The sequence below is a fragment of the Ignavigranum ruoffiae genome (assembly GCF_900110675.1).
GTDB classification, from domain to species: Bacteria; Bacillota; Bacilli; order Lactobacillales; family Aerococcaceae; genus Ignavigranum; species Ignavigranum ruoffiae.
In genome coordinates this window covers 89,698-115,225 of sequence record NZ_FOEN01000002.1, presented here as the reverse complement: position 1 = coordinate 115,225, position 25,528 = coordinate 89,698, and the positions used below count along the sequence as shown (strand labels likewise).

Sequence of the window (25,528 nt, the reverse complement as noted above, 5' to 3'; positions counted from 1 at the left end):
AATAATTAATAACGGATGTTTAATTCAGTAGAAAGGCGTTTTGACAGTGAAAAAGAAACTCATTATAGGAACGGTCCTTCTATTAACCATCATAGGAGGCTATTTCTTAGGAAAACAATATTATACCGATAAATTTACGGCCAATACCCAATTTATTTCAAGTAATATTGGCAATTTAACATTAGCTCAAGCCAAGGATAAAGTTTGTCAAGATCTTGAGGACAAGACACTGTATATCCAAGAGAAAGGTCAAGAAGTCTTAATCGTTCAATTGAAAGATTTAGAACCTAAGATTAATCTTGACCAACAATTGGAAGAACTTTATCAGCAACGGGATGTGGCTTCTTGGCCACTCGCTTTTATGAAGACGACCAAAGCAGAACAGGGGCTTCATGATGAAGTAGAATTAGATACCGATAAGTTGAAGGGCTTAGCTGAAGAAGCAGGTCTAGATAATCAAGACCGGCAAGAAGCCACGCCGGATACCTTAGCCCATGATGATAAAAAAGGATATTATATTCAAGATGGTAAAGATGGGACGACCATTAATTTTGACCAATTGACCGAGTCGATCATTCAAGCAGTTGAAAGTCATCAAGATACAATTCAGTTAGAAGATAACTATACGACCCATCTAGATGTGACGGATACAGAAACATTGGAAGCCAAACTGGCTAAGATTAATAATTATAAGGATCTTAAGATAACTTATTTATTAGCTGGGGATGAAGTTACAATTCCGAATGATAAATTGGTCGAATGGGTTTCCTTGGATGATCAAGGTGAGATTGTCGTGGATGAAGAAGCCTTAGTGCCATATTTAGATTCCTTGAATGAAAAATACTCCACCTTCGGTACTGTAAGAGAATTTGAATCAACGTATCAAGGAACCGTAGAGGTTCCACCAGGTATATTGGGCTGGCAGATTGATACAGAATTGGAATTACCTGAGTTAGAAGCAGATATCTTAGCAGGTAAAGATGTTAAACGGAAGCCAGAAATTTATAGTACGGGTGACAACGGTGGTGAAGCCAATGAATTTGGTGATACTTATATTGAGATTGATTTAACCTATCAAACGATGTTGCTCTATGTTGATGGCGAATTAATCGTTGAAACTGGTATTGTTTCAGGGATGCCGGGAACCGATACCGTTCCGGGAGCCGATGCGGTTAACGAAATGTTAGCCAACACGGATTTAATTGGTTATAATCCACGTTTGAAGGTCGAATATAGTGTGCCGGTAAATTATTGGATTCGTTTTGATGACAATGCCCAAGGGATTCACGATGCCTCATGGCAAGGAGCTTATGGGGGCGATGTCTTTACCTATGCCGGATCGCTCGGTTGCATCAATACACCTTATGATGCAGTAGCAACTATTTTCCAATATGTTAACGTAGGAACCCCAGTCGTTGTATTCTACTAAAATTAAATAAAATTATTTTTGAGTTGGACCATCGGCCCAACTCTTTTTTATGCATTTTTTGTTTATATTCTCGGACAAGGAAGAGAGAACGATGATAGCGGTCTTTGCTTAATTTTTGGAAAATTTATTTGCATTTCCAAGGAAAACATAGGAAAATAAAGGTAACAATAGGAAAATATAGGAAAAATTTAAAAAGGAGGATGTACATGGAAGAAGAAACTTATTCAAGTAAAGAAGTGGCAGAACTTTTAGGAGTGACAACACGGTCTATCCGTAACTACTTGCGTGATGGTAGACTAAGAGGACAGAAATTCGCCGGCAAATGGCATTTTACTCAGGATGATGTTGAACGATTTATTCAACAAGAGTATCAAAGCAATCAAAATCAACAACGATTTATTGACCAGGAAGCTGACTACTTTTCCCTGCAATTTGAAAAGAGTTTTAGCGATTCAACCACTGCAGAACAATTTAGTCAGGTCTTTACCCAGAAAATTAATCAATATTTGGCTGACCATGCTAAAAGTAGTTTGTCCTATTTCATGCAAAAAGTCTCTGATCAACGAATTCAGGTAAATCTAATGGCTGATCTGAATGAATTTTCGCTGATTTATACAGCCTTAAATTTAGGAAGAGGCGCTCAAGATGAAATTGATTAAGAAAATTCCCAAGAAATTACTTTTTATGGTGGCTCTGTCCGCTTTGATTCTAGCTTTGTCTCGAGTGTTACTACCTTTATTAGTCCCTAATAGTCCTCTTTTAAATTTATCGCGTCAAACAATATTAGTTATTTTTGTTGGTATGATGCTGGTTTCATTCTTGCTACAATCCTTATTGACAATGATACGAGAGCGATGGACCCAAGAGATGAATGCTAATCATTTTGAGGATAATCTGCGCTACTTATTTCAACTTGAATATGACCAGATTGTGCAACAAGGGGCAACTGCGATTATTCAACGATTCTTTGAAGTGGTGGATGCTCTTTACCTTTTTGTTATGGGAGGTTTGAATAGTTTATTAACAGCGGGCGTCTTAATTGCCTTAACATTAGCCGTAGCTCTGTGGTTGGATTTCAAGATTTTTCTTAGTTTATTATTACTCTTGCCGATTAATTATTTTGGCTTTCGTTATATCAACTGTAGTCTGAGTCAACGTATGCGGAACTTTCAAGAGAAATTCGCCAGTACTCAACAAAATATCATACAAATCGTTGCCAATGTAGATTATTTAAAATCATTAGCTTCATACGATTCAATCCATCGATTAATCACCGAGGATATTCTTGAAGCCTATGGGCGTTTGGCTAGAACTAATCGTTTTGCCAATATTTCTTCAAACTTAATTTCCAGTCTTAATCAATGTGTTCAATATTCTATATATTTATTGCTGATTCTATCGGTAGCTAAAGCTGAGACTAGCATTGCCAGTCTCTTGACGACAAGTATTGTCTTGCCGATTTATTTCCAAGCTATTGGAGATTTAACTCGAGCGAATTTAGATATGTCTTCTTTACGTACCGCTGAAGATTATTTAATGGAGCATATTTTGCCCTATACAGAAGCAGTAGATCATGGAGTAGAAATAGAGCAGATCGATTCGATTCAGATGAACGAGGTCATTTATCAACTAGGTCATGAACGAAAGATAGTAATCAATCAACAATTTACTGGAGGGGATTGGATTAAAGTTGCTGGTCCGTCTGGTTCTGGAAAAAGTAGCTTGATGAAAGTGCTCTTGAAATTTAGACCCAGTTCAGGAATTTATATTGACGGTTTGCCGCTAGATCAAGTCTCAATCTTGAACCTGCGCGGGCGAATCGCCTACCTAACTCAAGAACCGCCAATCTTTAATAAGACTTTAGCGGAGAATATTGGCAATGGACGAGCCTTGAATCAAGAAGAGAAGATGTTCTTAGATGAAACCGGGATTCTAGCAACTATTTTTGAATATAAAGATTGGCAGAGTTTCATTCAACAAGGGGGGAGTAATCTCTCGGGCGGGGAGAAGCAACGGATAGCCATCGCTCGCTTGCTGTTACAAGATCCTGATGTCATCATTCTGGATGAGATTACCAGTGCGGTTGATGAAGAAAGTGCTGAGAAGATATTTCAGTTATTAAAGGCGTATTTTTCGGATAAGATAGTCTTTGTAATTAGCCATGACCCAAGTAAGGATAAGTACTGTAACCGCAGAATCGTGTTGTAAAAAAATTGATATATACGCTTTGATCTTTTGTACATGAGATATCTTGAACCATTGGGCACCGTCTTCCGCTTATTCCATAAGCTCCAGACTTACTTTACGACTCATTCCCTAAAAGCCAGAGGCTTCAAGGGAATGATGTGGGTAAAGTATGCTACTCCGATGGTTCAGATATGCCATGTAAAATCAAAGCCCAATCATAAAAATACTTAATCACTATGCATAGTTGGATATGTTAAACAATCATTTTATGTGCATAAATATGGGAATTAGCACCAAGACTAGATTAAGCAACCGTCCTTCTTAGCGTTTCTTTTCCGAACTAAATCCACTAGACAAGCTCTAAGCGACTGGTTGCTAAGAGTTTATAAGCTAGGTGGATTTTCTTATGCTTGCGAGTTTCATTGATTCATATTTATTTTGAAAGTTTAATAACACCCTACTTAGTCAATTACTATTAATAGTTTCTGAAAGTCGGAAAAGTACAATTGAGCATCTTTTCCAAATATTCCATCAGCTCCAGACTTACTTTAGGCCTCATTTCCCATAAGATGAAAGCTTCAAGGGAATGAAAGGGATAGCGTACTTTGATTATCAAAATTTTGTCCAGTTTATTCTTAGAAGTGTCTAAGGATAGGCTTTTTCTAGGCTAAAATTATCTTCTTCAAATCAAAACCCGAACATTTACGGATAAAATAATAATTAAGTTCATTTTTTGCTGTTTTTTAGAGTAAAGCGTGTTAGAGTGAAGGCAAATAATGGCTGATAGGTCAGATTATCAGAAATGGAGGAACGGGCAATGTTTCTAGTAAAGGTATATGTGAGTTATAAGGAATCAATTCTGGATCCGCAAGGGGAAGCTATCAAGAAGGCAATTCATGGAATGGGTTACAATATGGTAGAAGAAGTTCGAATGGGTAAATACTTTGAACTTCGAATTGCTGAGAATGATCGGGCTGGTTTAGAAGAGAAAATCGATGATATTTGTGATAAGTTATTAGCCAACGTAACGATGGAATCCTATCGTTATGAAATTGAGGTGGAATAAGGATGAAATTTGCGGTAATTCAATTTCCAGGCTCTAATTGTGATCTGGATATGTATGAAGCGATAAATTCGGTGCTAAAGGAAGATGTGGACTATGTCGACTACCGTCAAGAAAGTTTGGCTGGCTATGATGCTATCTTAATTCCTGGTGGATTTACTTATGGGGATTATTTACGGGCTGGGGCAATTGCTGCGCGTAGTCCAATCATGAAGGCGATTAAAGAGAAGGCAGCTCAAGGTGTGCCAGTCTTTGGGGCCTGTAATGGATTTCAAATCTTGACTGAAGCTGGCCTATTGCCAGGTTCATTATCACGCAATGCCGGACTCCACTTTGTATGTAAACCTCAACGGGTAATTATTGAAAATAATCAGACAATCTTTACTCAACAGTATCAAGCTGGCGAGGAAGTCATATTCCCAATCGCTCATGCTGAAGGGAATTATTATTGTGATCCTGAAGTTTTGGTAGAATTGGAAGCAAACAATCAGATCATTTTCCGTTATCCTGAAGGAGATAATCCAAATGGTTCGGTTGCTAATATTGCCGGAATTTCTAATAAAGAAGGGAATGTGGTGGCGCTAATGCCCCATCCTGAACGGGCTGTTGAAACTGTCTTAGGTTATATTGATGGTTTAAGAGTCTTTACTTCTTTAAGAGATGCATTAAATGACAAACTTTAATCAGGATGAACGATAGAAAGGAATCGATTATGCAATTACAAGCAATGACGCCTGAAGAGGTGCGAGACTCCAAAATCTATCAAGAATGGGGTCTTACAGATCAAGAGTATGACAAAATTCAAGGCCTTCTGGGTCGTTTGCCTAACTACACGGAGACTGGTCTCTATGCCGTGATGTGGAGTGAACACTGTTCCTATAAGAATTCTAAACCAATTCTCAAACAATTCTATACCGAAGGACCTCAAGTATTACAAGGTCCAGGGGAAGGTGCTGGAATTATTGATATTGGCGACGAACAAGCGGTCGTATTTAAAGCAGAATCTCACAACCACCCCTCAGCGGTAGAGCCCTATGAAGGAGCAGCAACAGGGGTTGGTGGTATCCTGCGGGATATCTTTTCGATGGGAGCACAACCGATAGCTGTCTTAGATGCTTTATTCTTTGGAGAATTGACTGATCAACGGACGAAAGACATCGTATCCGGCGTGGTTGAGGGTATTGGTGGCTATGGTAATTCCATTGGCGTTCCTACAGTCGGGGGAATGACTAAATTTGATGCAGCTTATAAGGGGAATCCTTTAGTTAACGCCATGTGTGTCGGTCTGATTGACCACAAAGATATTCAGAAAGGTCAAGCTAAAGGGTTAAATAACTCGATTATGTATGTGGGTGCTAAGACAGGGCGAGATGGGATTCATGGGGCAACTTTCGCTTCCGATGAATTCTCTGAGAAGAATGAAAGCCAACGTTCAGCCATTCAAGTCGGTGACCCATTTATGGAAAAACTGCTGATGGATGCCTGCTTAGATTTAATTCGTAATCATGCCGATATCCTAGTGGGAATTCAAGATATGGGTGCGGCTGGACTCGTTTCATCTTCTTCTGAAATGGCTTCAAAAGCCAATTCAGGCTTGGAATTATATCTTGATGATGTTCCTCAACGAGAAACTGAAATGACCCCGTACGAAATTCTATTATCTGAATCTCAAGAGCGGATGTTAATTTGTGTGAAGCAAGGTCAAGAGCAACAAGTAACGGATCTCTTTGCTCGTTATGGCTTAGAAGCCGTTATTTGTGGCAGGGTCGTGGAAGGTCATGACTATAAAGTCTTCCAAGCAGGTCAATTAGTGGCCGATATCCCGGTTGATACCTTGGCCGAAGATGCACCGGTGTATGAGAATCCTCAAAGCGAACCTGCCCGGATGCAAGCCTACCGAGAAGCAGATAAATTTGTACCGAAAATTGATGAGATTCAAAAGAGTCTTTTCGATTTATTATTAACCGCGGATTTAGCTGATAAAGAACCGCTCTATCAACGCTATGATTCCCAAGTTAGAACTTCAACCGTGGTTGGACCAGGTTCAGATGCGGCAGTACTTCGGGTGAGAGGTACTCAGAAAGCCTTGGCGATGACCACCGACTGTAATTCTCGTTATATTTATTTAGATCCTTATCAAGGTGGACAAATTGCGGTGGCTGAAGCTGCTCGAAATATTGTTGCTTCAGGGGGTAAACCTTTAGGAATTACGGATTGCTTGAATTATGGTAATCCGAAAGATCCTGAAATCTTTTACGAATTTGCCCAAGCAGCACGGGGGATTACTCAAGCATGTCGTCGCTTAGAAACCCCAGTGATTTCGGGGAACGTGTCCCTATATAATGAGAACCAAGATGGCGCGGTCTACCCAACACCGATGATTGGTATGGTTGGTTTGGTTGATAATCTAGATCAGGTCTTAACCCAACAATTTAAACAAGCAGGCGACTTAATTTATCTAGTCGGGCAGACCAAAGATGACTATGCCGGCTCACTGATTCAAAAATATCAAACTGGTGACATTGCTGGACTGTTGGACTTTGATTTAGAAACCGAAGCCAAGGTGCAAGACTTTGTCTATCAAGCGAATCAAGCAGACTTGTTGACGGCTGCCCATGATATTTCTGAAGGTGGCTTGGCCGTTGCCTTAATGCAAATGTTGCTCAAAACTCCTTTCGGATTCGAAGCCCATTATAATGGCAGCAGTGCACAACTCTTTAGTGAGAGTCAATCTCGTTTTGTGTTAACCATTACTTCCGAAGACCAAGAACAATTCGAAAGTCTAGCTGAACAAGCTGGTATTCAAATTGAGAAACTCGGTCAAGTTCACAATTCTGATGAAATTATCCTTGCTTCCTTAGAAGAAGTTGCCGAATTCCATAAGTCAGATATTGAAGACCAATGGCGTCAACAAATTTTGCAACTTTTACAATATTAATATTAGATGAATTCAGTAAAAAGTATTAGAATGCTGAGTCAAATAAAGTCAGCCAGACAAGCTGTTTACTGCGAGGATAATAAGTAGCATATAAGAAAAACAAAACTCAAGTCCTTTCTCAACCAATCTCTATCCCTTATTCAGGATAGGCATTGTGTGAGAGGGGCTTGAGTTTTTTGACGATTGTTAATTTATGATTCTAATTCTTCATTCTTGTTCTTTCTTTTGTTCCGTAAGGTGGTCATGATTTCGAGGAAACTGTCGCCGAAGAAGACGCCGAGGGCGACCGCACCGGAAATAGTCAAGGCCTCAAAGAGTGAATCAATGGTCTGATTTTGTTGACCTTGGATTAGATAATAGGCGATCTTATAGAGGGCGGCCCCGGGTACAAAGATAAAGAAGACGGGAATGTAAAAGACGGTGACCGGTGCCCGATATAGGCGGGCAGCGACTTGAGAAATTAAGGTGACGACAATTGAGGCCGCTAAGACTGAAATGGCAGCATTGAATTTCAAATTGGTCAGGATAAAGACCGCTTCAGCGATGATTCCAATAATACCATTCTTAAGAATGAGGTTGCGGGGCACTTCAAGAATAATCGAAGCGGCTAAGCTGATGAGAAAGCCAGCAAACAATAAGGCTAAGATATTAAAAACATCCCAAAACATTAGCTCACCACCCCGGTAAAGATTGCTAAGCCAATCGCTACGCCAAGGGCGATACTAAGCGCGATTACTAAGGCGTCACTAATTCGAGCCACTCCTGAGATGTAATCCCCTTTAAGGGTATCTCTTAGGCCATTGGTAAAGGCCATACCGGGGAAGAGGGGCATCAAGGCCGAGATAATAATGATATCGCTTTGAGCATAGTCAGGAACCAGATAAACGATCGCATTCACAATCAATGTGGTCAGCAGAGTTGCGAAGGTGGCAGCAATGAAGCTGTTCAGATTCCAAGCTTGTTGACCTAAGCGCGAGAGAGCGACTGTACCACCGGCAATAAAAGAAATCAGGACCTCCCAAATATTACCGCCTAGAAGAATGGCAAAGCCAACTACCATCAGGATGGTGCCCATGTCTTTATTAATCACGGTATATTCCGAGTCGTCGACCAATTTCAAGAGGTAACTGGCTTCTTCAACGGACAGAGTCCCATCAACTAACGACCGAGAAATATTATTCACGCGGTAGATTTTATTTAAATGATTGCCTCGCTCGGTAATTCTTTTAACAATGGTATAGGGTTCGACCAAGGGATCATCATCATCCAAAGTGATAAAAAGACCGGTCGTATTCGAGATGACATCAATTTTTGAAAAGCCGGAGGTCTGCAACATACGGCGGACCGTATCTTCAACCCGATAAGATTCTGCATGGGATTCAAGTAGAATAATCCCTGCTTGGGCAGCGACTTCAACTAAATCTTTATATTTCTGTTTCAAGTTCACACCTCATCCAAGAGATTAAGATTGGGTTCTATTCTCAATCATGTTAACATAGAAAGGTATATGTTAGCACCATTTTATGTAATTATTTAAGATTGAATGAGGAATCGCGATGATTATCAGTAAAATTGAAAAACAAAGTAAAAGAGCTAATCGCTATAATCTATATGTTGATGGGAAATTCTATCTAGGGATTGATGAGAATATTCTGGTCAAATATGCTTTGTACAAAGGGTTGGAAGTGACTCCTGATCGCTTAGCTCATATTCGTTATGATGAAGAAGTCAATAAATATTACAATCAAGCTTTAAATTATTTATCTTATGGTTTAAGAACGGTTAACCAAATGCGTCAGTATCTTCATAAACATCTTCCCCAAGATCGAGCGAGTCGTGAGGAGGACATTGAGCATATTTTGAACAAGTTGCGAGACCAGGCGCTTGTGGATGATGTCTATTATGGCCAAGCCTATGTCCGGACCAAGATGCGGATTAACCGTAAGGGGCCTTTACTGATTGAACAAGAACTCAGACAAAAAGGCTTGAACGCTGAAAAGATTCAGCTTGCTTTGGCCGAATATCCTTTAGCACAGGGACAAGAAAATTTGCGCCATCTGGCGGAAAAATTTACCAAGAAACATCGTAAACTCAGTCGAAAAATGCAAAGCTTAAAGCTGAACCAGCACTTGCAAAGCAAGGGATATCCGCAAGACTGGATTGCAAGTGTGGATTATCATGATTTATTAACCAATGATGTCGATGATCAAGAGTTGGTTGAAGCCGAAGCTACCAAGCTCTATCAACGAAAATCACGCATATACCAGGGAAATCAATTAAAGCAAATAATCCGCCAAAATCTATACCGTAAAGGATTCAATCAGGATGATATCGAGTCTTGCTTGCAAGATCATTTGGACTGGTTTGCTGAGAAATAGGAGGGAAGTACCGTGGTCAAACGTCAACAGTTAATTGAAAGATATCCGATTCCCTGGACTGAGGAACAGGTTGCTGCCTTTCGAGACACCTTGTTAGCCTGGTACGATCAAACAGGCCGCGACTTGCCTTGGCGCCAGGATCAGGATCCTTATAAAATTTGGGTCAGTGAAATTATGCTACAACAAACCCAAGTAGCGACCGTGATCCCTTATTATTATCGCTTTATTGAAGAATTACCCGATGTTGCCGCCCTGGCCCAGGCCGATGAGGATACGCTCTTAGGCCTTTGGCAAGGCTTGGGCTATTATTCGCGAGTGAAGAATATGAAAGTGGCCGCTCAACAGATTGAAACAGACTTTGCTGGAGAATTTCCGCAAGCTTATCAAGATTTACTTACCTTGAAGGGGATCGGTCCCTACACCGCTGGAGCGATCGCCTCTATAGCTTTCAATCAAGCTGAGCCAGCTATGGACGGTAATTTGATTCGAATTGTTAGCCGGTTGTTTGAAATTGAAGAGGATGTAACTTTAACAGCAACTCAACACAAGATTCGTGCCTATCTCTACCAGTTGATTGACCCTGAGCGCCCAGGCGATTTCAATCAAGCGCTGATGGATATGGGGGCGATGGTCATGACCCCTCATCAGGATAGGCCAGATCCTCATCCGTTGAAGGATTTCGACCAATCTTACCAACATCAGACCAGTCATCTCTATCCGGTGAAAAAAGCCAAGCTTAAAGCCAGTAAACATACCTATCTAGCTTATGTGATTCAGAATGCTGCCGGACAATTCTTGATGCGCCGTCATACAGACCAGGAATTATTAAGTGGTCTCTGGCATTTCCCCTTGGTTGAACAAGATATGGTAATGGAAACTGTCAGCCGCGGTGAATTAATTGATCCGCTGTGGCGTGATTTTGGCCAGGATTTGCAAGCATTAGGAATCAAAAACGAAGCGTTGAAACTACTCCATAATCGCAACCAATATCAACAAACTGATTTTAATCACTATGGCCAAGTTAAGCATGTCTTTAGTCATCGCATCTGGCAGTGTCAACTGGTGCCTTTAATCCTTAGCCCTGCAGAAGAAATGACGGACTCGGTTAACTGGCCAGAAGATTTTATCTGGATTGATGCATCAAAGCTTGATCAAATCCCAATATCTACTTTACAAAAGAAATTATTGCAAGCTAGGTTGCCTTTTGATCCTAAATAAGGATTTTGTTAAAAATTGTTGCTTTGCGGACAAAATGGCCCTAATTGTGGTATACTATTTCTGTATAAATTTGGATGATCCAAATTTTTTCTAAATATCATAGAAAGTAGGATCAGTGATGAAACAACCTAGGGAAGGGGAGTTCATCACTATTAAAAGTTATAAACATGATGGTTCATTACACCGAACTTGGCGCGATAACATGGTCTTAAAGACCAGTGAGCAGTCTATTATCGGTTGTAACGACCACACTTTAGTGATTGAATCAGATGGTCGACGTTGGGTTACTCGGGAAGTAGCCTTGGTCTATTATCATAGACATTTTTGGTTTAATATTATTGCCATGCTACGCAAACGAGGAGTGACCTATTACTGCAATCTGGCTTCCCCATTTGTGATGGATAAAGAAGCCTTAAAGTACATCGACTATGATTTAGATATTAAAGTGTTTCCAGATGGGGAGAAGCGGCTTCTGGATTTAGATGAATATGAATTACATGGACGTCGCTATCATTACTCAGATGAGATTGATCAGATTATTAAGTATCAGATAAAGGAATTAGTCCGTTGGATTGAAGAAGAGCGGGGACCTTTCTCGCCTAAATTTATTGATATTTGGTATGAAAGATATTGTCAGTTGACCTATCGGAATAAAAAGAAAATAACTAAATAGGATGAAGTCTCAATAGAGGTAGGTAAAGACCTAAAGAGAGATTAGGGCAGGTGACTGCTCTTTTTTCTTTGTCTAAAATTAATACTACTAGGTATTTTGCTTAGACCATTTTTATCATCTTCTATATATTTATCAAAAACAAAAATTTAATGTTAAACTTTAGCTTAGATTGTTTTGCATGGATTTTTCGAACCATTAGGGCACCGTCTTCCGCTTATTACATAAGCTCCAGACTTACTTTTCGACTCATTCCCTAAAAGCCAAAGGGTTCAAGGGAATGATGTGAGTAAAGTATGCTGTTCCAATGGTTCTTAAGGTCCATTCAAAACCTAAGCTAAAAATGAATTTATTCTCTTTTTTCAAAAGCTCTTTCCCAATAAAAAATAAAGGAGTCTGCTTGCAAGTGATTATACTTCAAAGCAAGACTTTTCCGGACTAGATCTACTAGACAAAATCTAAGCGACCAGGTTCTAAGTCTGTGTAAGCTGTCTGCACATTTTGGAAATTGTGAGGGTCGTTTATTGTTTGATAGTTCACAAATAAATACAAGTAAAATTCTACCTTTTAAAAGGGGATTTATTAGTTTTTTTACGTATTCTTGTGCAGTTGCTAATTTATTGATAGGTCTGTTTTCCCATCCGATTATATAGAGAATATTTTGAAAATAATAATATATTTCAAAGAAATCTTTTGACATTGGCTTGATAATTGTTTAACATTATAAAGCTTTTAGAAAATTGATAGAAAGGTAAATAAATTGGATAGCGCCAGACCTTATATAGGTGACGAGGATTGAGCTTATCGAAATTTCGGCGGGTGGCTCAAGGCAGTGTAGTCTACAAATATTTCACAAAATTAAGATGCAAATTTTAAGCCAAAAGAAATATTACACACCTAAAAGCAATCATTCAGAATAGAATCGAGGAATATTTATGTGTGGAATTGTTGGTTTTGTTGGACAAGGTAAGATTCAAGAGCATTTATTAACTGGATTAGGCCGTTTAGAATATCGCGGCTATGATTCAGCTGGAATTTATACGGTGGATAGTACAGGCCATGGTGAATTATATAAAACCAAAGGTCGGATTAAAGATTTAGAAGCTATTGTTAAGGACCATGTTGGGGCCGTCGCTGGGATTGGTCACACACGTTGGGCAACGCATGGTCCGGCGACGACGGATAATGCTCATCCTCATGTATCAGCATCTGAGCGTTTTGTCCTTGTTCATAACGGAGTTATTGAAAATTATGCCGAACTTAAGGAAAACTGTTTAAAAGATGTCACTTTTAAATCAAATACCGATACAGAAGTCATTGTTCAATTAATGGATTATATGGTCAAACAAGCTGAAGACAAGTCGACTGAAGAAATCTTCCGTCAGGTTCTTTCATTGATTCGTGGTTCATATGCGCTCGCTTTAATTGATCGGACTCAACCGGACGTTCTATATGTGGCCAAGAATAAGAGTCCGCTCTTAGTTGGGATGGGTCAAGGATTCAATGTTATTTGTTCAGATGCCATGGCTACTATTGATTTAAGTCAAGAATATTTAGCGATTAAAGATCAAGAAATTGTGATTGTATCTGCGGATGACATTACCATTAAAAATCTTCAAGGAGAAGTTGTAGAACGATCTAGTTTCTATGCGGATATTGATGTTCAAGATATTGAAAAAGGTCCATATCCTTTCCATATGTTAAAAGAGATTGATGAACAAGCAGGGGTTATCCGTCATTTAATCCAAACATATTATCCAGATCAAACCGTACGAATTGATTCAGAAATCTTAGCGGATTTAAAAGCTGCGGACCAAGTTTATATTGTAGCCTGTGGCACATCTTATAATGCGGGATTGGTTGGACGGAGCTTCTTCGAAGATTGGTTAGGTGTGCCGTGTCAAGTATATTTAGCTAGCGAATTTGCTTATCATCCACCGCTTAAATCGCAACATCCTTTCTTTATCTTCTTAAGTCAAAGTGGGGAAACGGCGGATTCACGTCAAGCATTATTACAAGTTAATGAATGGAATGCTCCATCGTTAACCATTACTAATGTTAAAGGGTCGACCTTATCTCGGGAAGCTAAACACACGCTTTTATTACATGCCGGTCCAGAGATTGCGGTGGCTTCTACCAAGGCTTATACTGCTCAAATTGCTATGTTAGCCATTCTCTGTGATGCCTTAGCTGAAGATAAGCATTTAAACATCGCTGCTTCCTTAAGTAAAGTGGCCAATGATATCGAAATTATCTTAGCCAATAAGTCGGAAATCGAACGTATTGTTAAAGATACCTTACTAGCGACTGAACATGTCTTCTATATTGGCCGCCAATTGGATTATGCAGTGGCTTTGGAAGCCGCCTTAAAATTAAAAGAAATTTCTTATATTCATACAGAAGCTTTTGCCGCCGGTGAGCTTAAACATGGAACGATTGCCTTAATTGAAAAAGGGGTTCCGGTCATTGCGATTATTACCGACGCAAAGACGGCAGCTCACACTCGAGGTAATATTGAAGAAGTCAAGGCTCGGGGAGCTGAGGTTATTGTAATTGCCGATGAAGCCAATCAACAAGCAGGCGATCAGCTAATTTTGCCGACCAGTTCAGATTTATTGAGCCCATTGACCAGTGTAGTATACGGTCAGTTATTAGCCTATTATACGGCTTTGGCTAAAGATTTAGATGTAGATAAACCGCGGAATTTGGCGAAGTCAGTGACCGTTGAGTAATCTATCAACCTATATTGACCTATCTTGGGTTAACATAGGTTTTTTATTTTGGTAAAAGGAGTGGGCGAAGATCTTGTGCCTGCAATGAGAGATTCTGACTACGACTGAGTTGCTCGTCTAAGGATTGAAAACAGGGATGAGTTAATAGCCAATAAGAAGAATCTTGCATGGAATGAAATTGCCGCAAGAATAGACGTAAGGCTTGATGATAAGTTTGATTGAGGCGATAAGCCAGGCGAATTTGTTGTTGAAGTTGTTGTCTTTGACTATCAATAATCATTTTAAAGTGTTGAGGGAGGTCGTCACCGTCATAGTCAAAAATAAAACGGAGATGGTTTATCTGTTCTTCTTTTTGGATAGATTGACAATGACTCAAGTTGATCCAGTGGTAGGTGCTACTCGCATCTAGATAAAGTTTAATGAAGATATGATTACCATAGACAAACGGGAAGTCTTTTTGCCGATTTCCTAGAATCTTTGCCAGAACATTGCACCAATCAGGATAGGAGTAGGCGACCTCGTTGAACCACTGGTTAGCTAATTTACGAAAGTTTTCAGAACTATGCCAGATTTGATTATGGTGGTCGATGATTAAGGTCTTAGCTGAAGTGAGACAAGCATCCAGATTAAAAATTAATAAAGGGTCAATCTTATTTAAGTATTGAGGATTGAGTCGGTGACCTTGTGACAATAAATAGTTTACCAGTCCCTGCCAATCCTTATTTAAATGGTATTTAACTTTTTGATTATTTTTCGCTTTAGTTGTCATATTGATCCATCCTCCTCATTGCTTATGATTGCAACTAGGCTCAAGATAACATGATCTTTCGTTGAATGCTAGGCAGGATTCAGATGTATTAATATAATAATTTGAGACTCTTATCAGGCCAATAAGGGGACTCTTTGAATTTCTGAATTCTTCGCCGTTTTTTCTCTAAATAATTCTATTTCAAAATAATATTATTCCTAAATTAATATTGAATTGTTTACGAGGATTCTTGCTAAATTTATGAAATAAGTCGTATTTTTTGTCTTTTAGATTGACATATATCCGCTGTTTTGTATTATTATAAGGTAGATGTATGTTTGGATGAGGAGATGGATTGATGAATACATTGGAGAGTTTGACAGAGTTAATAAATTTAGAAGCAATACAACAACTTCCCAAAGCTACGGAACATTTTATCAGTGATTTGCACGGGGAATTTGAAACGTTTGATCATATATTGAGAAATTGCTCCGGCATTATCAGTATCAAAGTCGCGGAATTGTTTCGGGGGGAACTGTCGACAGCGAGTCAGAAGGAACTCTGCTATATTATTTATTATCCCGAAGAGGTTTTGAAAGAGAAGAATTATAATGATGAAGATTGGATGATTCTCTTAAACCAATTAGTTCGGGTGACACGTTATGTTTCTAGTAAATATACTCGGTCGAAAGTCCGCAAAGCCATGCCCAAGGAATATGCTTATATTCTAGAAGAACTTTTATATCAATATGATGAATCGGGTAATAAACAAGAATATTTTGATTCAATTTTTTCAATGATTATCGATTTGAACTTAGCCTATGATTTTGCGGTTGTATTATCTTATTTAATTCAACGTTTTGTGGTCGATCATCTACATATCTTAGGGGATATTTATGATCGTGGGCCGCGACCAGACCTGATTATCGAAGCTTTGATGAAAGCGCCATCGTTAGATATTCAATGGGGCAACCATGATTTGATTTGGATGGGGGCGATGGCTCGCAATTTTGCTTGTTTAGCGATTGTCTTGAGAATTACTTTGCGCTATGGACATACTCGTTTGTTGGAAGACGTTTATGGGATTAATTTAAACCGTTTACGTAAATTCTCAGAGAAATACTATCAAGATAATGATGAGTTCCGACCACGGGGAGCCGAGAAAGACAATTATACGGTGGAAGAGCAAATTGCAATTTCCAAGATGCACCAAGCGATTGCGATCATTCAATTCAAATTAGAGGGGCAAATTATCCACCGTCGACCAGAGTTTAAACAAAGTAATCGCCTACTACTTGAGAAGCTGTCCGAAGATCGCAAGACGATTACTATCAATCAACGCACCTATGACATCATTAATGGCGCCTTTGATTTGGTTGATTATGAGAATCCTTACGAATTGACCTTAGATGAAGAGCTGATTATTGTTGATTTAATGAATCAATTCCAAAATAGTGAGTCTTTAAAGAAACATATTGATTTTCTAGTTGATCAAGGCTCGATGTACACGATTTATAATGGCAATTTATTGTTCCACGGTTGCATTCCTTGTAATGAAGATGGTTCACTAAAAGAGATTAGTTTCAATGGTGAAAGCTATTCAGGGAAGGCCTTGATGGATTTTTATCAAGAAGCTATTTATCAGGCAATGGCCGATCCCCAATCTCATGAAGACTTTGCCACTGATTTAATGTGGTATCTCTGGTGTGGCGAAGGGTCGTCACTCTTTGGTAAGCATACCATGAAGACTTTCGAACGTTATTACATTGCCGAGAAAGAAACCCATAAAGAAATTCAGAATGTTTATTATTTCTATCGCAATGATGAGAAATTCTGTCTTCGCTTGATGGACCTATTTGGCTCAAGTAAATCAGGATATATCATTAATGGTCATACGCCCGTCAAAGCCAAGAGTGGGGAAGACCCAATCAAAGCCAATGGACGAATGTTAGTAATCGATGGCGGCTTGGCTAAAGCATATAATAAAGTTACCGGAATTGCTGGCTATACCTTGGTTGATAATTCTCATGAGGTTTATTTGGCAGCTCACCATCCATTTAAGAATAAAAAACATGCCATTGAGAACCGCATCACCATTCTGCCAGAACAAAAGATGGTATTAAAACGTTCTGAACGTTTACAAGTTAAGGACACTGACATTGGCAAGATGCTCCAAGACCAAAGTGTACAAATTTTTGAGAATTTAAAACAGCGTCAGGACTTGGAAAACAAGCAGTAAAGTGCTATAATTCACATATACCTTTGTCGAGTCAATTTCAATAAGGTTCTCTAATAAAGTGATTAAATAATTTAATAAAGCGGATACAATTTTGTAGGCGAGCACTTATGAATGCTATGTAAACTTGATTGTATCGGCTTTTTTTACATTTTAATGGACTTAATTAGCAAGTTTTATATAGCAAAAACAAAATATTGTAGCTTGAAAAGCAAAAATCCTAAGTGTATAATTTAAACATAAAATGTGAAAAATAACACAAAAGGAGTGTATGTTATGTCAACGGTTTGTGAAATGTTAGGGATAAAATATCCAGTCTTTCAAGGGGCTATGGCTCGGATTGCGACTCATAAACTAGCTGCTGCCGTTTCAGAAGCAGGTGGATTGGGAATTATCGCTTCTGGTGGTATGTCTGCCGATCAACTGCGCCAAGAAATTGATGATTTAAGAGCAATCACTGATAAACCCTTCGGTGTTAATTTGATGTTACAAGTTGATAATTGCGATGAATTAGTCGAAGTTATTATTGAGAAAAAAGTTGATTTGGTTACTACCGGAGCTGGATCGCCGGCTAAATATATTCCTAGCTTGAAAGAAGCGGGAATCAAAGTCTTCCCAGTCATTGCTTCAATTAAACATGCGAAGAAGATGGAAGCTGCTGGCGCTGATGGGGTAGTCGCTGAAGGGCAAGAAGCTGGGGGCCATATCGGTCAAACCTCAACCATGTCACTTCTTCCTCAAATCGTTGATGCAGTTGATATTCCGGTCATTGGGGCTGGAGGAATTGGAGATGGCCGTTCAGTAGTGGCTATGTATGCCCTCGGAGCCCAAGGTATTCAAGTCGGAACAGCTTTCTTAACTGCTGAAGAATGCCCAATTCATGAGAATTATAAGCAAGCCGTTATTAATGCTAATGACACTGCCACGATTGTAACAGGTCGCTCAATGAAAGACCCTGTTCGTTCCCTAGCCAATGAAATGTTAGTTAAGTTCTATGAACTAGAGAAAGAAAATGCACCAAAAGAAGAACTCATGAAATTGACAGAAGGTTCGCTTGGCCGTGCGGTTTATGAAGGCGACATGAATACCGGATCACCAATGTGCGGTGAAGTTGCGGGTATGTTTACTGAAATTCGCCCTTGTAAAGAAATTATTGAAAGTCTCTTTAACGAAGCTGAAGCTGTCTTAAAAGATTTAAAGATTATTTACTAGTTTGCATAACATTATTTAATATCCGCTTGGCAGAATAAATACTTCTTGTAAACTTGTCTTTCTTGTAGTTAAGAAGATTTATCCGCGCTACTACACCCAGCTAAGCGTAAATAAAAGATCCACCAAGCTAGCCAATAGAGAAATTGGCTGACTTGTCAGTGGATCTTTTTGCTTCGTATGTCTGTCGTTTAATTTGCAATTAAACAATTATTCAGTTTTATTTTTGTTTGACTTTAATGACTTGTCGTCCTTTATAGTAGCCATTTTCATCAATTCGGTGGCTCATTTTATAGCTACCGGTTTGCGAATCGAAACTAAGGTTTAGACTGGACAACTTGTGTTGGGCTCGTCTTTTATTTTTACGAGATTTTGAGGTTTTGCTTTTTGGGACTGCCATATATTTTTCGCTCCTTTAATCTTTAAATATGTCATCAATCTGATTGTTGAAATAGGCTTCCAGTTCCATCACCTCTGGTGCTGAAAGGCTACCATCTTCAATATCTATTTGGATAAGGTCAAGCAAATCAGCATGGACTTGCCAGAAGCCGTCCTGAAAGATAAAGAATTGATCCGAATAACGATCAAAAACTGGATAGACTTCTTTGAATTCCGCCAGGCTAAGATTTTCTTCTTCGATAAATTCACGGACTAGACCAGAATTTATGGCTGCCGAGGTCGGTTGTCCTAGACCATCGAGGATCCCTAAATCGACCATATTCCGCCAAAGACTGAGTTTATCGATCTCTATATCGGAATTTTGGTAAAAGCTATAGGCTTCTTCAACTAATTCGGGATAGGTAAAGTAAGCATCCATGATAATTTCTCCAATCAAATAATAGTAACAATTACTAATTATCCTACTAAATCGTTTATGACCTGTCAAGAATTATTTTGTTTTTCTCGAGCTAGGGGTAGTCGGAGACTAACTTTTAGACCAGGGTCTTGATAAAAATATTTCATCGTTCCATGGTGTAGGCGGATAATTTGTTGACTGATCAGACTGCCGAGGCCATGGTTCTCGTAGTTGTCAGTTTTATGATTTAACTTTTCGACTTGTTGAAGCGTGATGGTCCCATTATCTATGATATCTAGTTGAATCTGATTGTTTTCAATTCTTTGCTGAATATTTATAGTCACTTCTTGGTTATGCTTAATAGAGTTGTAGAGTATGTTATTAATGGCACGTTGAATAAGGGAAGGAATGGCTTGGATATAAATTTCTTGGTCCACTATTTGATAATCAATAGCCAGGTCGGGATATGTGTTAATAAAGTCAGTCAGGATAGTTCGTAGTATTTGATTAAAAGAGACAGATTCAATTTGTTGCTGGAGCTCTTGTTGATCCAAGATATAGGATAAATTTAAATTTTCTATAATATCTTGCATATTTTGGACTTGCTTTTCAATTTGTTGCAGGTCGTTGGCATCCTTTATTTTATTTGCCAAGTTGTCACTATGTTGGAGAATAAGTGTCAAAGGGTTTCGTAAATCATGACTTACACCACGAATCCAATGATCTTTTTGCTTGCGATGGTCTTGGATAACTTGAGCAGTTTGATTAAGCGTACGTTTGATTTCGCTAAAGCTACCGACTTCATTCAAGGAAATGTCTTGTTGATTTTGTAAATCTTGAATAGCTTGATTGATTGGCGCAAGTTCTTGGTTCAAAGATAATCGGTTTCGTAAATATATGATATATAAACCAAGGGCAAAAATGGCGAAACATATTAAACCCAGCAAAAACAAACCCTTTAATTTGGTTAAACGATAATAATTCATCGGAAATTTATCAAAGCTGTGTTTGGGGTAACCTAGGACTAACAAGTGTTGATTGATAGGGTAAGAGAAGACGGGATAATCTTCTAAATACCAGCGGGTAAAGCGAACGACATCATTCAGTTGATAATCTCGCTTTAAGTTATCTGGCAGATCAAACGATTGGACGATCTGTCCTTCTTGATTAAGTTCCATCAGCCAAATTTTTTCTTTTCTTAAGAGATCTTTATTGCTTTTGGTGAGTTCTAATTCCTGAGTATCATTTATTAGTTGAACCTGGATTTGATTTGGATGATGATTAGTATGATAATCTTGCACCAAGAGGAAAAAAACAGCAGCTATAAAAATGGCCAAACTGGTAATAAAGACCAGCAAGATGGTCAGAGTTGATTGGGCAATCAAGCGGGTTAAGTATTTGAACGTAGACATATTTTATCGCTCCAAATTTAATTTGTAGCCTAAGCCTTTCATTGTCAATAGATACTTAGGTTCAGTGGGGTTATTTTCGATTTTTTGGCGAATTTTATGGATATGAGCCATCAAGCTATTCTGATAGCCCTCATAGGCATGCCCCCAGACTTGTATCATTATTTGGTCAAAGCTTACTATCCGGTTAGGTTGGTCCGCTAATACCTTAAGAATAGCATATTCTTTGGCGGTTAAAGGAATTTCTTCTTGTTGATGAATAATGATTGCCCGACTAAAGTCAACTCTGCGGTTGCCAATTTGAATCCAATTTCTGGCTTCTGGATAGGCTCGTTTAAGCAAGGAACGAATCCGCAGAACCAAGTCACGTGTCTTAAAGGGTTTGACAATATAATCGTCAGCACCTAATTCAAAGCCTTTATATTGTTGTTCAATATCTGATACGGCCGATAAGAAGAGGACGGGCATACGCGAACTTTGACGAATATATTGTAGAAGGTCATAGCCATTTCCATCAGGAAGCATGATATCTAGTATGGCTAAATCGAAAGCCTCTTGGTCCAGTGCTAGAAGGGCGGATTGGAAATCTGCTTTCCAATTAATCGATTGGAAACCGGCTTGTATTAAACTTTGACGAATAAATTGAGCAATCTCTTGGTGATCCTCGACCAATAATAGACGGCGTTGATAATAGTTCACGGATAAGTCCCTCCTTTCTCTTAGTATATCATGGTAAAGGATTAACATTGACTGATTCTGACCGATTTAAGGGAAAATTAAGGTAGAATTTAGCTGGATTTATGATTTATGAGTTAAGCTGAATACGAGGTGATAAGAATGAAAGAAATTGTCAGACTTGAACATTTGACCAAGTCGTTTCAGCAACAAAAAGTCGTCGATATCGATCAGCTGGTCATTCAACAAGGCGAAGTTTACGGACTGATTGGTCCGAATGGAGCAGGTAAATCAACCATTATGAAGATTATATGTGGCTTACAAGAAGCTACCAGTGGAGCTGTTCATTTATTCGGGCAAGATCGACAAAACCAAGACCGTCAAGCCCTCATGCAAAGGATTGGGGCTTTGATTGAAGAACCCTCTTATTACGAGAATTTAACTGGACCCGAAAATTTAGAGATTGTCAGTCAAATGAAGAGATTACCAGCGCAAGTTATTGAAGAGGCGCTTGAAATTGTCGGCTTGTCCGGCCAGGTAAAGAAGAAAGTTAAACATTATTCCCTTGGGATGAAGCAGCGTTTAGCGATAGCCATGGCTATCATGGGCCGTCCTCCTTTGGTGATTTTGGACGAACCGACCAACGGCTTAGACCCCCAGGCCAAAGATGAAATTCGTCGTTTAGTCAAAAGTTTGCCCGATTGTTATCAGACAACCGTTATGGTGTCATCGCATGCCTTGGATGAGATTGAGAAGATGGCCAGTCAGATAGGAATCTTAGCCCAGGGAGAACTTTTGTATCAAGGGACGATAGAGAATTTTAAACATCACCAGCGGCGTAGCTTTTGTATAAAAACATCTGATAATGAATTGGCATGTTCTTTACTGAATCTGCCGAACCAATCAATCCAAGCTGATGAAATCCAACTGCCTTATCAAGAAGATGCCAGAGTGGCTCAAATGAATCAGCAATTGGTTCAAGCTGGAATTGAGGTTTATCGACTTTATGAAAATGTTCGTTCTTTAGAAGAACTATTTATAGAATTCACTGCTGACAAGAGTCTGTCAGGAGGGATTCAATGAATTTAGGTCAATTATTTCAATTAGAAGCTAAAAAATATTCTTTATTCTATTTTGTGATTCTTTTTATCGGAATGATACTTATCAATCTTTTCATTGTATTTTTACAAATAATGGGTGATATTAATCATTTTACGATATACAAAGTCTTTGATGCCTTGAGTCTCTTGGCAATTATTGTTAATCCATTATTAATTGCCAGTATCTATAATATTGGCATTCAACAGGAAGCTAAACACAATATGTGGAAAATAATTTATACCAGTGGTTTGTCGGTTCAGACGGTGAACCAAGTTAAGTTTTGGTATTTGCAGGGGGTTCTCTGGCTATTTACTAGCCTGATGTATTTAATAATTTTTGGCATACTAATGGTTTATTCAGTTCCCTTTAGTCTTTCTGCGATTGAAATAGCTTATTATTATTTAGGAACTGTGGCGGTGAATTTTGCTTTAAGTGGCGTTCATTATTATTTGGCCCTAAAATTTGAGAATCCTTTGGCTAATATGGCTGGAGCTATCTTTGGTTCATTAATTGGAATCGCGGTAATGTTAATTTCAGAATTGATGACTTATGTCATACCCTATGCCTGGTATATATTATTGATGCGCCTTGATGCAGAAAGAGTTGGTGAAACTTTCCAATACCATTTACGAAATTTCACTTTCTATCCAATCCTAGCTGGATTCCTTCTCGGTATTCTCGGCGTGTATTTCGGCCAAAAAACGAAGGTAGGTGAATAAAATGAATTTAATCAGACTTGAATTTTTGAAATTAAAGCAATCCAAAATATATCTTCCTTTAATTGGACTCCCTTTGTTTGCCGTGATTTTTGGTAGTATTAATTTTTCCTATAATCAAGCTATTTTACAGCGAGAATGGGTTAGCTTATGGACGCAAGTCTTTCTATTTTATGGTTCCTTCTTCTATCCTTTTGTTGTAGGACTGTGTTTAGCGTTCATTTGGCGACAAGAACATCGCCATCATGGCATACGACTCCTACTTTCAGCAGCCTATTCAGAAGGACAAATTATTCTAGCCAAAATTATGACGGCGTTCATTGTGATTTGTCTCAGTCAATTATGGTTTATCCTTCTTTACTTTAGTGCTGGGAGTCTATTTAATTTTGAATCAGCCATGCCTTTGGGTATAGCGGGCTGGTTGGGCTGGGTCACCTTATTTTCAGTAGTCATGATGTGTATCCAATCCTATTTATCACTCAGATTTGATAGTTTTGCCATTCCCGTGGCAATATCTTTAGCTACTGGGATTTTGTCTTTCTTCTTGGCCAGTCAGCAAAGAATTGAAATTCTCTCTTATTTATTTGTCTCAGCGAAATTATCTTTAGCCATGAATAATCAATATCCAAATATTGATGTTAGTGGGGCGGAGTGGTTCAAGATGATTGCTACTAGTCTGCTGATTTTTGTACTATTCTATTATCTGCAAATAGCCTATTTTAGAAAATTAAGAAAATAAAGAATATTCAGATCGATGTTATTAAAAGCAATTGAAAAAGGACCGAAGTATAATCAATCAGAATAGGGTTAACAATTTCCTAGTGGATTAGGACTCTACAGACATTGCTTGAAATATTATACCAAGTAAATAATGTGGAGGAGGTTCCCTTATTTCTGTATTTGTCATTCGGTCTTTTGTAGATTTATTGGCGATAAGGCATAAAACAGATTATTAAATAACTAAACAAGTCAAAAAAATAATTATTAGAATGATGATTCAATGGTGGCTTCTTCAGGATTTTGTTCAAAGATACTAGGGTCGAGTTGGTTCCAATTGGAGAAATCCGTTAAGACGTCCATATTCAGTCGTCCTTCCTCCGTTTCAAAGAAGAATTTAAGATGGACCTGGCTTAGGTTAAAATTATCCTTGTCAAAGATAAAGATGGCTTGTTGATCTAAGTCGTTCGGATTTCCGTCGAATTTAAGATCATAATGGTCTTGAAAAGCGTGAAATAAATCAACCGAATCATCTTTTGGAGTCAGAACGTAAGCATCTTCATTTTCTAGAATCTTTAGATCGTCTTGTAAGTCTAGAATTGTGTCTAAGACTAGAAGATAATTGGGCTTGGAATGGTATTGGTCAAGCGGGCCTGCTGGTGTTTGATTAGTCCAATTATCTTGGCTATCTTCGCGGATCCAAAGACTTTTTTCACCATTGGGCATATATACTTGGTTTTTTTGAAGCTGATTGCCATCGTCTACTTCTACGTTTAGAATGACTGACGCTAAACTTTGTGTTTGATCATATAATAGTTTAAAGTTTCCCGTTAAGTTAGATTGATCTTCATCTTCAGCTGTTTCTACGAGAATATCAACATTAATATCTTCTTCGACATTTTCAATTTCGTTAGCGGCCTGGCTGATTTTATCGGAAAATTCCTTGACATCCATATTACTCTCACTATACTGACTTAAATCAAAAGCCTCATCTTGGCCGTAAGCAGTCTGAGCTAGATTTATGCTTAGGCTGAATATTAAGAAACAGACAATACTTTTCAGTAGTTTTTTCATTTAAAAGCTCCTTTCCTTCGATTAAATTGAGTATAACTGAAGCGTAAAGTTAATACCAAAGATAAGGTATTCCCTATGGATTAAATCAGCTACATGTGCAAATTTTATCAACTATTAAATCGGTTAATAATTGGCAGAAATATAAATTTATTACTGAATAAATAATTATTATGTGATAATATTATTATAGAATGAAGTTGGGTAGTCATTGTGGGTTTATTTTTGGGTAAAT

At 38.5% G+C, this 25,528-nt stretch carries 23 protein-coding genes; 15 read left to right on the top strand and 8 right to left on the bottom strand.

All coding sequences use genetic code 11. From position 1 onward, the window contains the following. Positions 1-46 precede the first annotated feature (46 nt). The 6 genes from BMX34_RS02710 to purL all read left to right on the top strand — a co-directional run bounded on the left by BMX34_RS02710 (position 47) and on the right by purL (position 7,617). A complete protein-coding gene (locus tag BMX34_RS02710; RefSeq protein ID WP_159428823.1) occupies positions 47-1,429 on the top strand; it encodes a L,D-transpeptidase family protein in 1,383 nt (460 codons plus the stop codon). Between the two features lie 206 nt (positions 1,430-1,635). Next, positions 1,636-2,088 carry a helix-turn-helix domain-containing protein gene (locus tag BMX34_RS02705; protein WP_159428822.1) on the top strand — a complete coding sequence of 151 codons (453 nt, stop codon included), beginning with the start codon at positions 1,636-1,638 and terminating at the stop codon, positions 2,086-2,088. Further along, positions 2,075-3,637: an ATP-binding cassette domain-containing protein gene (locus BMX34_RS02700; protein WP_092570524.1), complete on the top strand. Its 1,563-nt coding sequence runs from the start codon at positions 2,075-2,077 to the stop codon at positions 3,635-3,637. The genes BMX34_RS02705 and BMX34_RS02700 overlap by 14 nt, the downstream gene beginning before the upstream one ends. Positions 3,638-4,433: 796 nt before the next feature. Continuing rightward, complete coding sequence (purS, locus tag BMX34_RS02695) at positions 4,434-4,682, top strand: phosphoribosylformylglycinamidine synthase subunit PurS (protein WP_092570522.1); 249 nt, start codon at positions 4,434-4,436, stop codon at positions 4,680-4,682. A 2-nt stretch (positions 4,683-4,684) separates the two neighbouring features. Continuing rightward, entirely contained in the window at positions 4,685-5,362 is a 678-nt protein-coding gene (gene purQ, locus BMX34_RS02690; RefSeq protein WP_092570520.1) for a phosphoribosylformylglycinamidine synthase subunit PurQ, read from the top strand. A gap of 29 nt (positions 5,363-5,391) precedes the next feature. Continuing rightward, positions 5,392-7,617 carry a phosphoribosylformylglycinamidine synthase subunit PurL gene (purL, locus tag BMX34_RS02685; protein WP_092570518.1) on the top strand — a complete coding sequence of 742 codons (2,226 nt, stop codon included), beginning with the start codon at positions 5,392-5,394 and terminating at the stop codon, positions 7,615-7,617. 191 nt (positions 7,618-7,808) lie between these two features. Here the strand turns inward: purL and BMX34_RS02680 are convergent, their stop codons facing one another. Together BMX34_RS02680 and BMX34_RS02675 are read right to left on the bottom strand one after the other, a co-directional pair. Further along, positions 7,809-8,285, bottom strand: coding sequence for a threonine/serine exporter family protein (locus BMX34_RS02680; protein ID WP_092570516.1), 477 nt, complete (start codon positions 8,283-8,285; stop codon positions 7,809-7,811). Next, positions 8,285-9,058, bottom strand: coding sequence for a threonine/serine exporter family protein (locus BMX34_RS02675; protein ID WP_092570514.1), 774 nt, complete (start codon positions 9,056-9,058; stop codon positions 8,285-8,287). The genes BMX34_RS02680 and BMX34_RS02675 overlap by 1 nt, the downstream gene beginning before the upstream one ends. Positions 9,059-9,173: 115 nt before the next feature. On the opposite strand from BMX34_RS02675, the gene BMX34_RS02670 reads away from it, so the two are divergent. From BMX34_RS02670 to glmS, 4 genes are all read left to right on the top strand, one after another. After that, positions 9,174-9,995, top strand: a complete 822-nt coding sequence (locus BMX34_RS02670; protein ID WP_092570512.1) for a RecX family transcriptional regulator — start codon at positions 9,174-9,176, stop codon at positions 9,993-9,995. 12 nt (positions 9,996-10,007) lie between these two features. After that, on the top strand, positions 10,008-11,213 hold the full coding sequence (gene mutY, locus BMX34_RS02665) for an A/G-specific adenine glycosylase (protein ID WP_092570510.1): 1,206 nt from the start codon (positions 10,008-10,010) through the stop codon (positions 11,211-11,213). A 118-nt stretch (positions 11,214-11,331) separates the two neighbouring features. After that, positions 11,332-11,886, top strand: a complete 555-nt coding sequence (locus BMX34_RS02660) for a DUF402 domain-containing protein (RefSeq protein WP_092570508.1) — start codon at positions 11,332-11,334, stop codon at positions 11,884-11,886. 932 nt (positions 11,887-12,818) lie between these two features. Continuing rightward, positions 12,819-14,615 carry a glutamine--fructose-6-phosphate transaminase (isomerizing) gene (gene glmS, locus BMX34_RS02655; RefSeq protein ID WP_092570506.1) on the top strand — a complete coding sequence of 599 codons (1,797 nt, stop codon included), beginning with the start codon at positions 12,819-12,821 and terminating at the stop codon, positions 14,613-14,615. Between the two features lie 43 nt (positions 14,616-14,658). Here glmS and BMX34_RS02650 read toward each other — a convergent pair whose 3' ends face one another. After that, positions 14,659-15,384 (bottom strand): hypothetical protein, encoded by a 726-nt coding sequence (locus BMX34_RS02650; RefSeq protein ID WP_092570504.1) that lies wholly within the window; start codon positions 15,382-15,384, stop codon positions 14,659-14,661. Between the two features lie 337 nt (positions 15,385-15,721). On the opposite strand from BMX34_RS02650, the gene BMX34_RS02645 reads away from it, so the two are divergent. After that, complete coding sequence (locus BMX34_RS02645; RefSeq protein WP_092570502.1) at positions 15,722-17,602, top strand: fructose-1,6-bisphosphatase; 1,881 nt, start codon at positions 15,722-15,724, stop codon at positions 17,600-17,602. 264 nt (positions 17,603-17,866) lie between these two features. Next, positions 17,867-18,811: a nitronate monooxygenase gene (locus BMX34_RS02640; protein WP_259561195.1), complete on the top strand. Its 945-nt coding sequence runs from the start codon at positions 17,867-17,869 to the stop codon at positions 18,809-18,811. A gap of 217 nt (positions 18,812-19,028) precedes the next feature. Here the strand turns inward: BMX34_RS02640 and rpmF are convergent, their stop codons facing one another. From rpmF to BMX34_RS02620, 4 genes are all read right to left on the bottom strand, one after another. Then, a complete protein-coding gene (gene rpmF / locus BMX34_RS02635) occupies positions 19,029-19,208 on the bottom strand; it encodes a 50S ribosomal protein L32 (protein WP_092570498.1) in 180 nt (59 codons plus the stop codon). A 15-nt stretch (positions 19,209-19,223) separates the two neighbouring features. After that, positions 19,224-19,625 carry a hypothetical protein gene (locus tag BMX34_RS02630; protein ID WP_092570496.1) on the bottom strand — a complete coding sequence of 134 codons (402 nt, stop codon included), beginning with the start codon at positions 19,623-19,625 and terminating at the stop codon, positions 19,224-19,226. Between the two features lie 65 nt (positions 19,626-19,690). Next, positions 19,691-21,016, bottom strand: coding sequence for a sensor histidine kinase (locus BMX34_RS02625; protein WP_092570494.1), 1,326 nt, complete (start codon positions 21,014-21,016; stop codon positions 19,691-19,693). 3 nt (positions 21,017-21,019) lie between these two features. Beyond that, entirely contained in the window at positions 21,020-21,712 is a 693-nt protein-coding gene (locus BMX34_RS02620; RefSeq protein ID WP_092570492.1) for a response regulator transcription factor, read from the bottom strand. A gap of 138 nt (positions 21,713-21,850) precedes the next feature. On the opposite strand from BMX34_RS02620, the gene BMX34_RS02615 reads away from it, so the two are divergent. Genes BMX34_RS02615 through BMX34_RS02605 form a run of 3 tightly spaced genes read left to right on the top strand, consistent with a single transcriptional unit; the run spans position 21,851 to position 24,244 of the window. After that, positions 21,851-22,771, top strand: coding sequence for an ABC transporter ATP-binding protein (locus tag BMX34_RS02615; RefSeq protein WP_092570490.1), 921 nt, complete (start codon positions 21,851-21,853; stop codon positions 22,769-22,771). Further along, positions 22,768-23,508 carry an ABC-2 family transporter permease gene (locus BMX34_RS02610; RefSeq protein ID WP_092570487.1) on the top strand — a complete coding sequence of 247 codons (741 nt, stop codon included), beginning with the start codon at positions 22,768-22,770 and terminating at the stop codon, positions 23,506-23,508. The genes BMX34_RS02615 and BMX34_RS02610 overlap by 4 nt, the downstream gene beginning before the upstream one ends. Before the next feature lies 1 nt (position 23,509). After that, positions 23,510-24,244 (top strand): ABC transporter permease, encoded by a 735-nt coding sequence (locus BMX34_RS02605; RefSeq protein WP_092570485.1) that lies wholly within the window; start codon positions 23,510-23,512, stop codon positions 24,242-24,244. A 245-nt stretch (positions 24,245-24,489) separates the two neighbouring features. On the opposite strand, the gene BMX34_RS02600 is transcribed toward BMX34_RS02605, so the two are convergent. After that, the gene (locus tag BMX34_RS02600) at positions 24,490-25,296 is read right to left on the bottom strand and encodes a DUF6612 family protein (RefSeq protein ID WP_092570483.1); all 807 of its coding nucleotides are present in this window, start codon (positions 25,294-25,296) and stop codon (positions 24,490-24,492) included. Positions 25,297-25,528 lie beyond the last annotated feature (232 nt).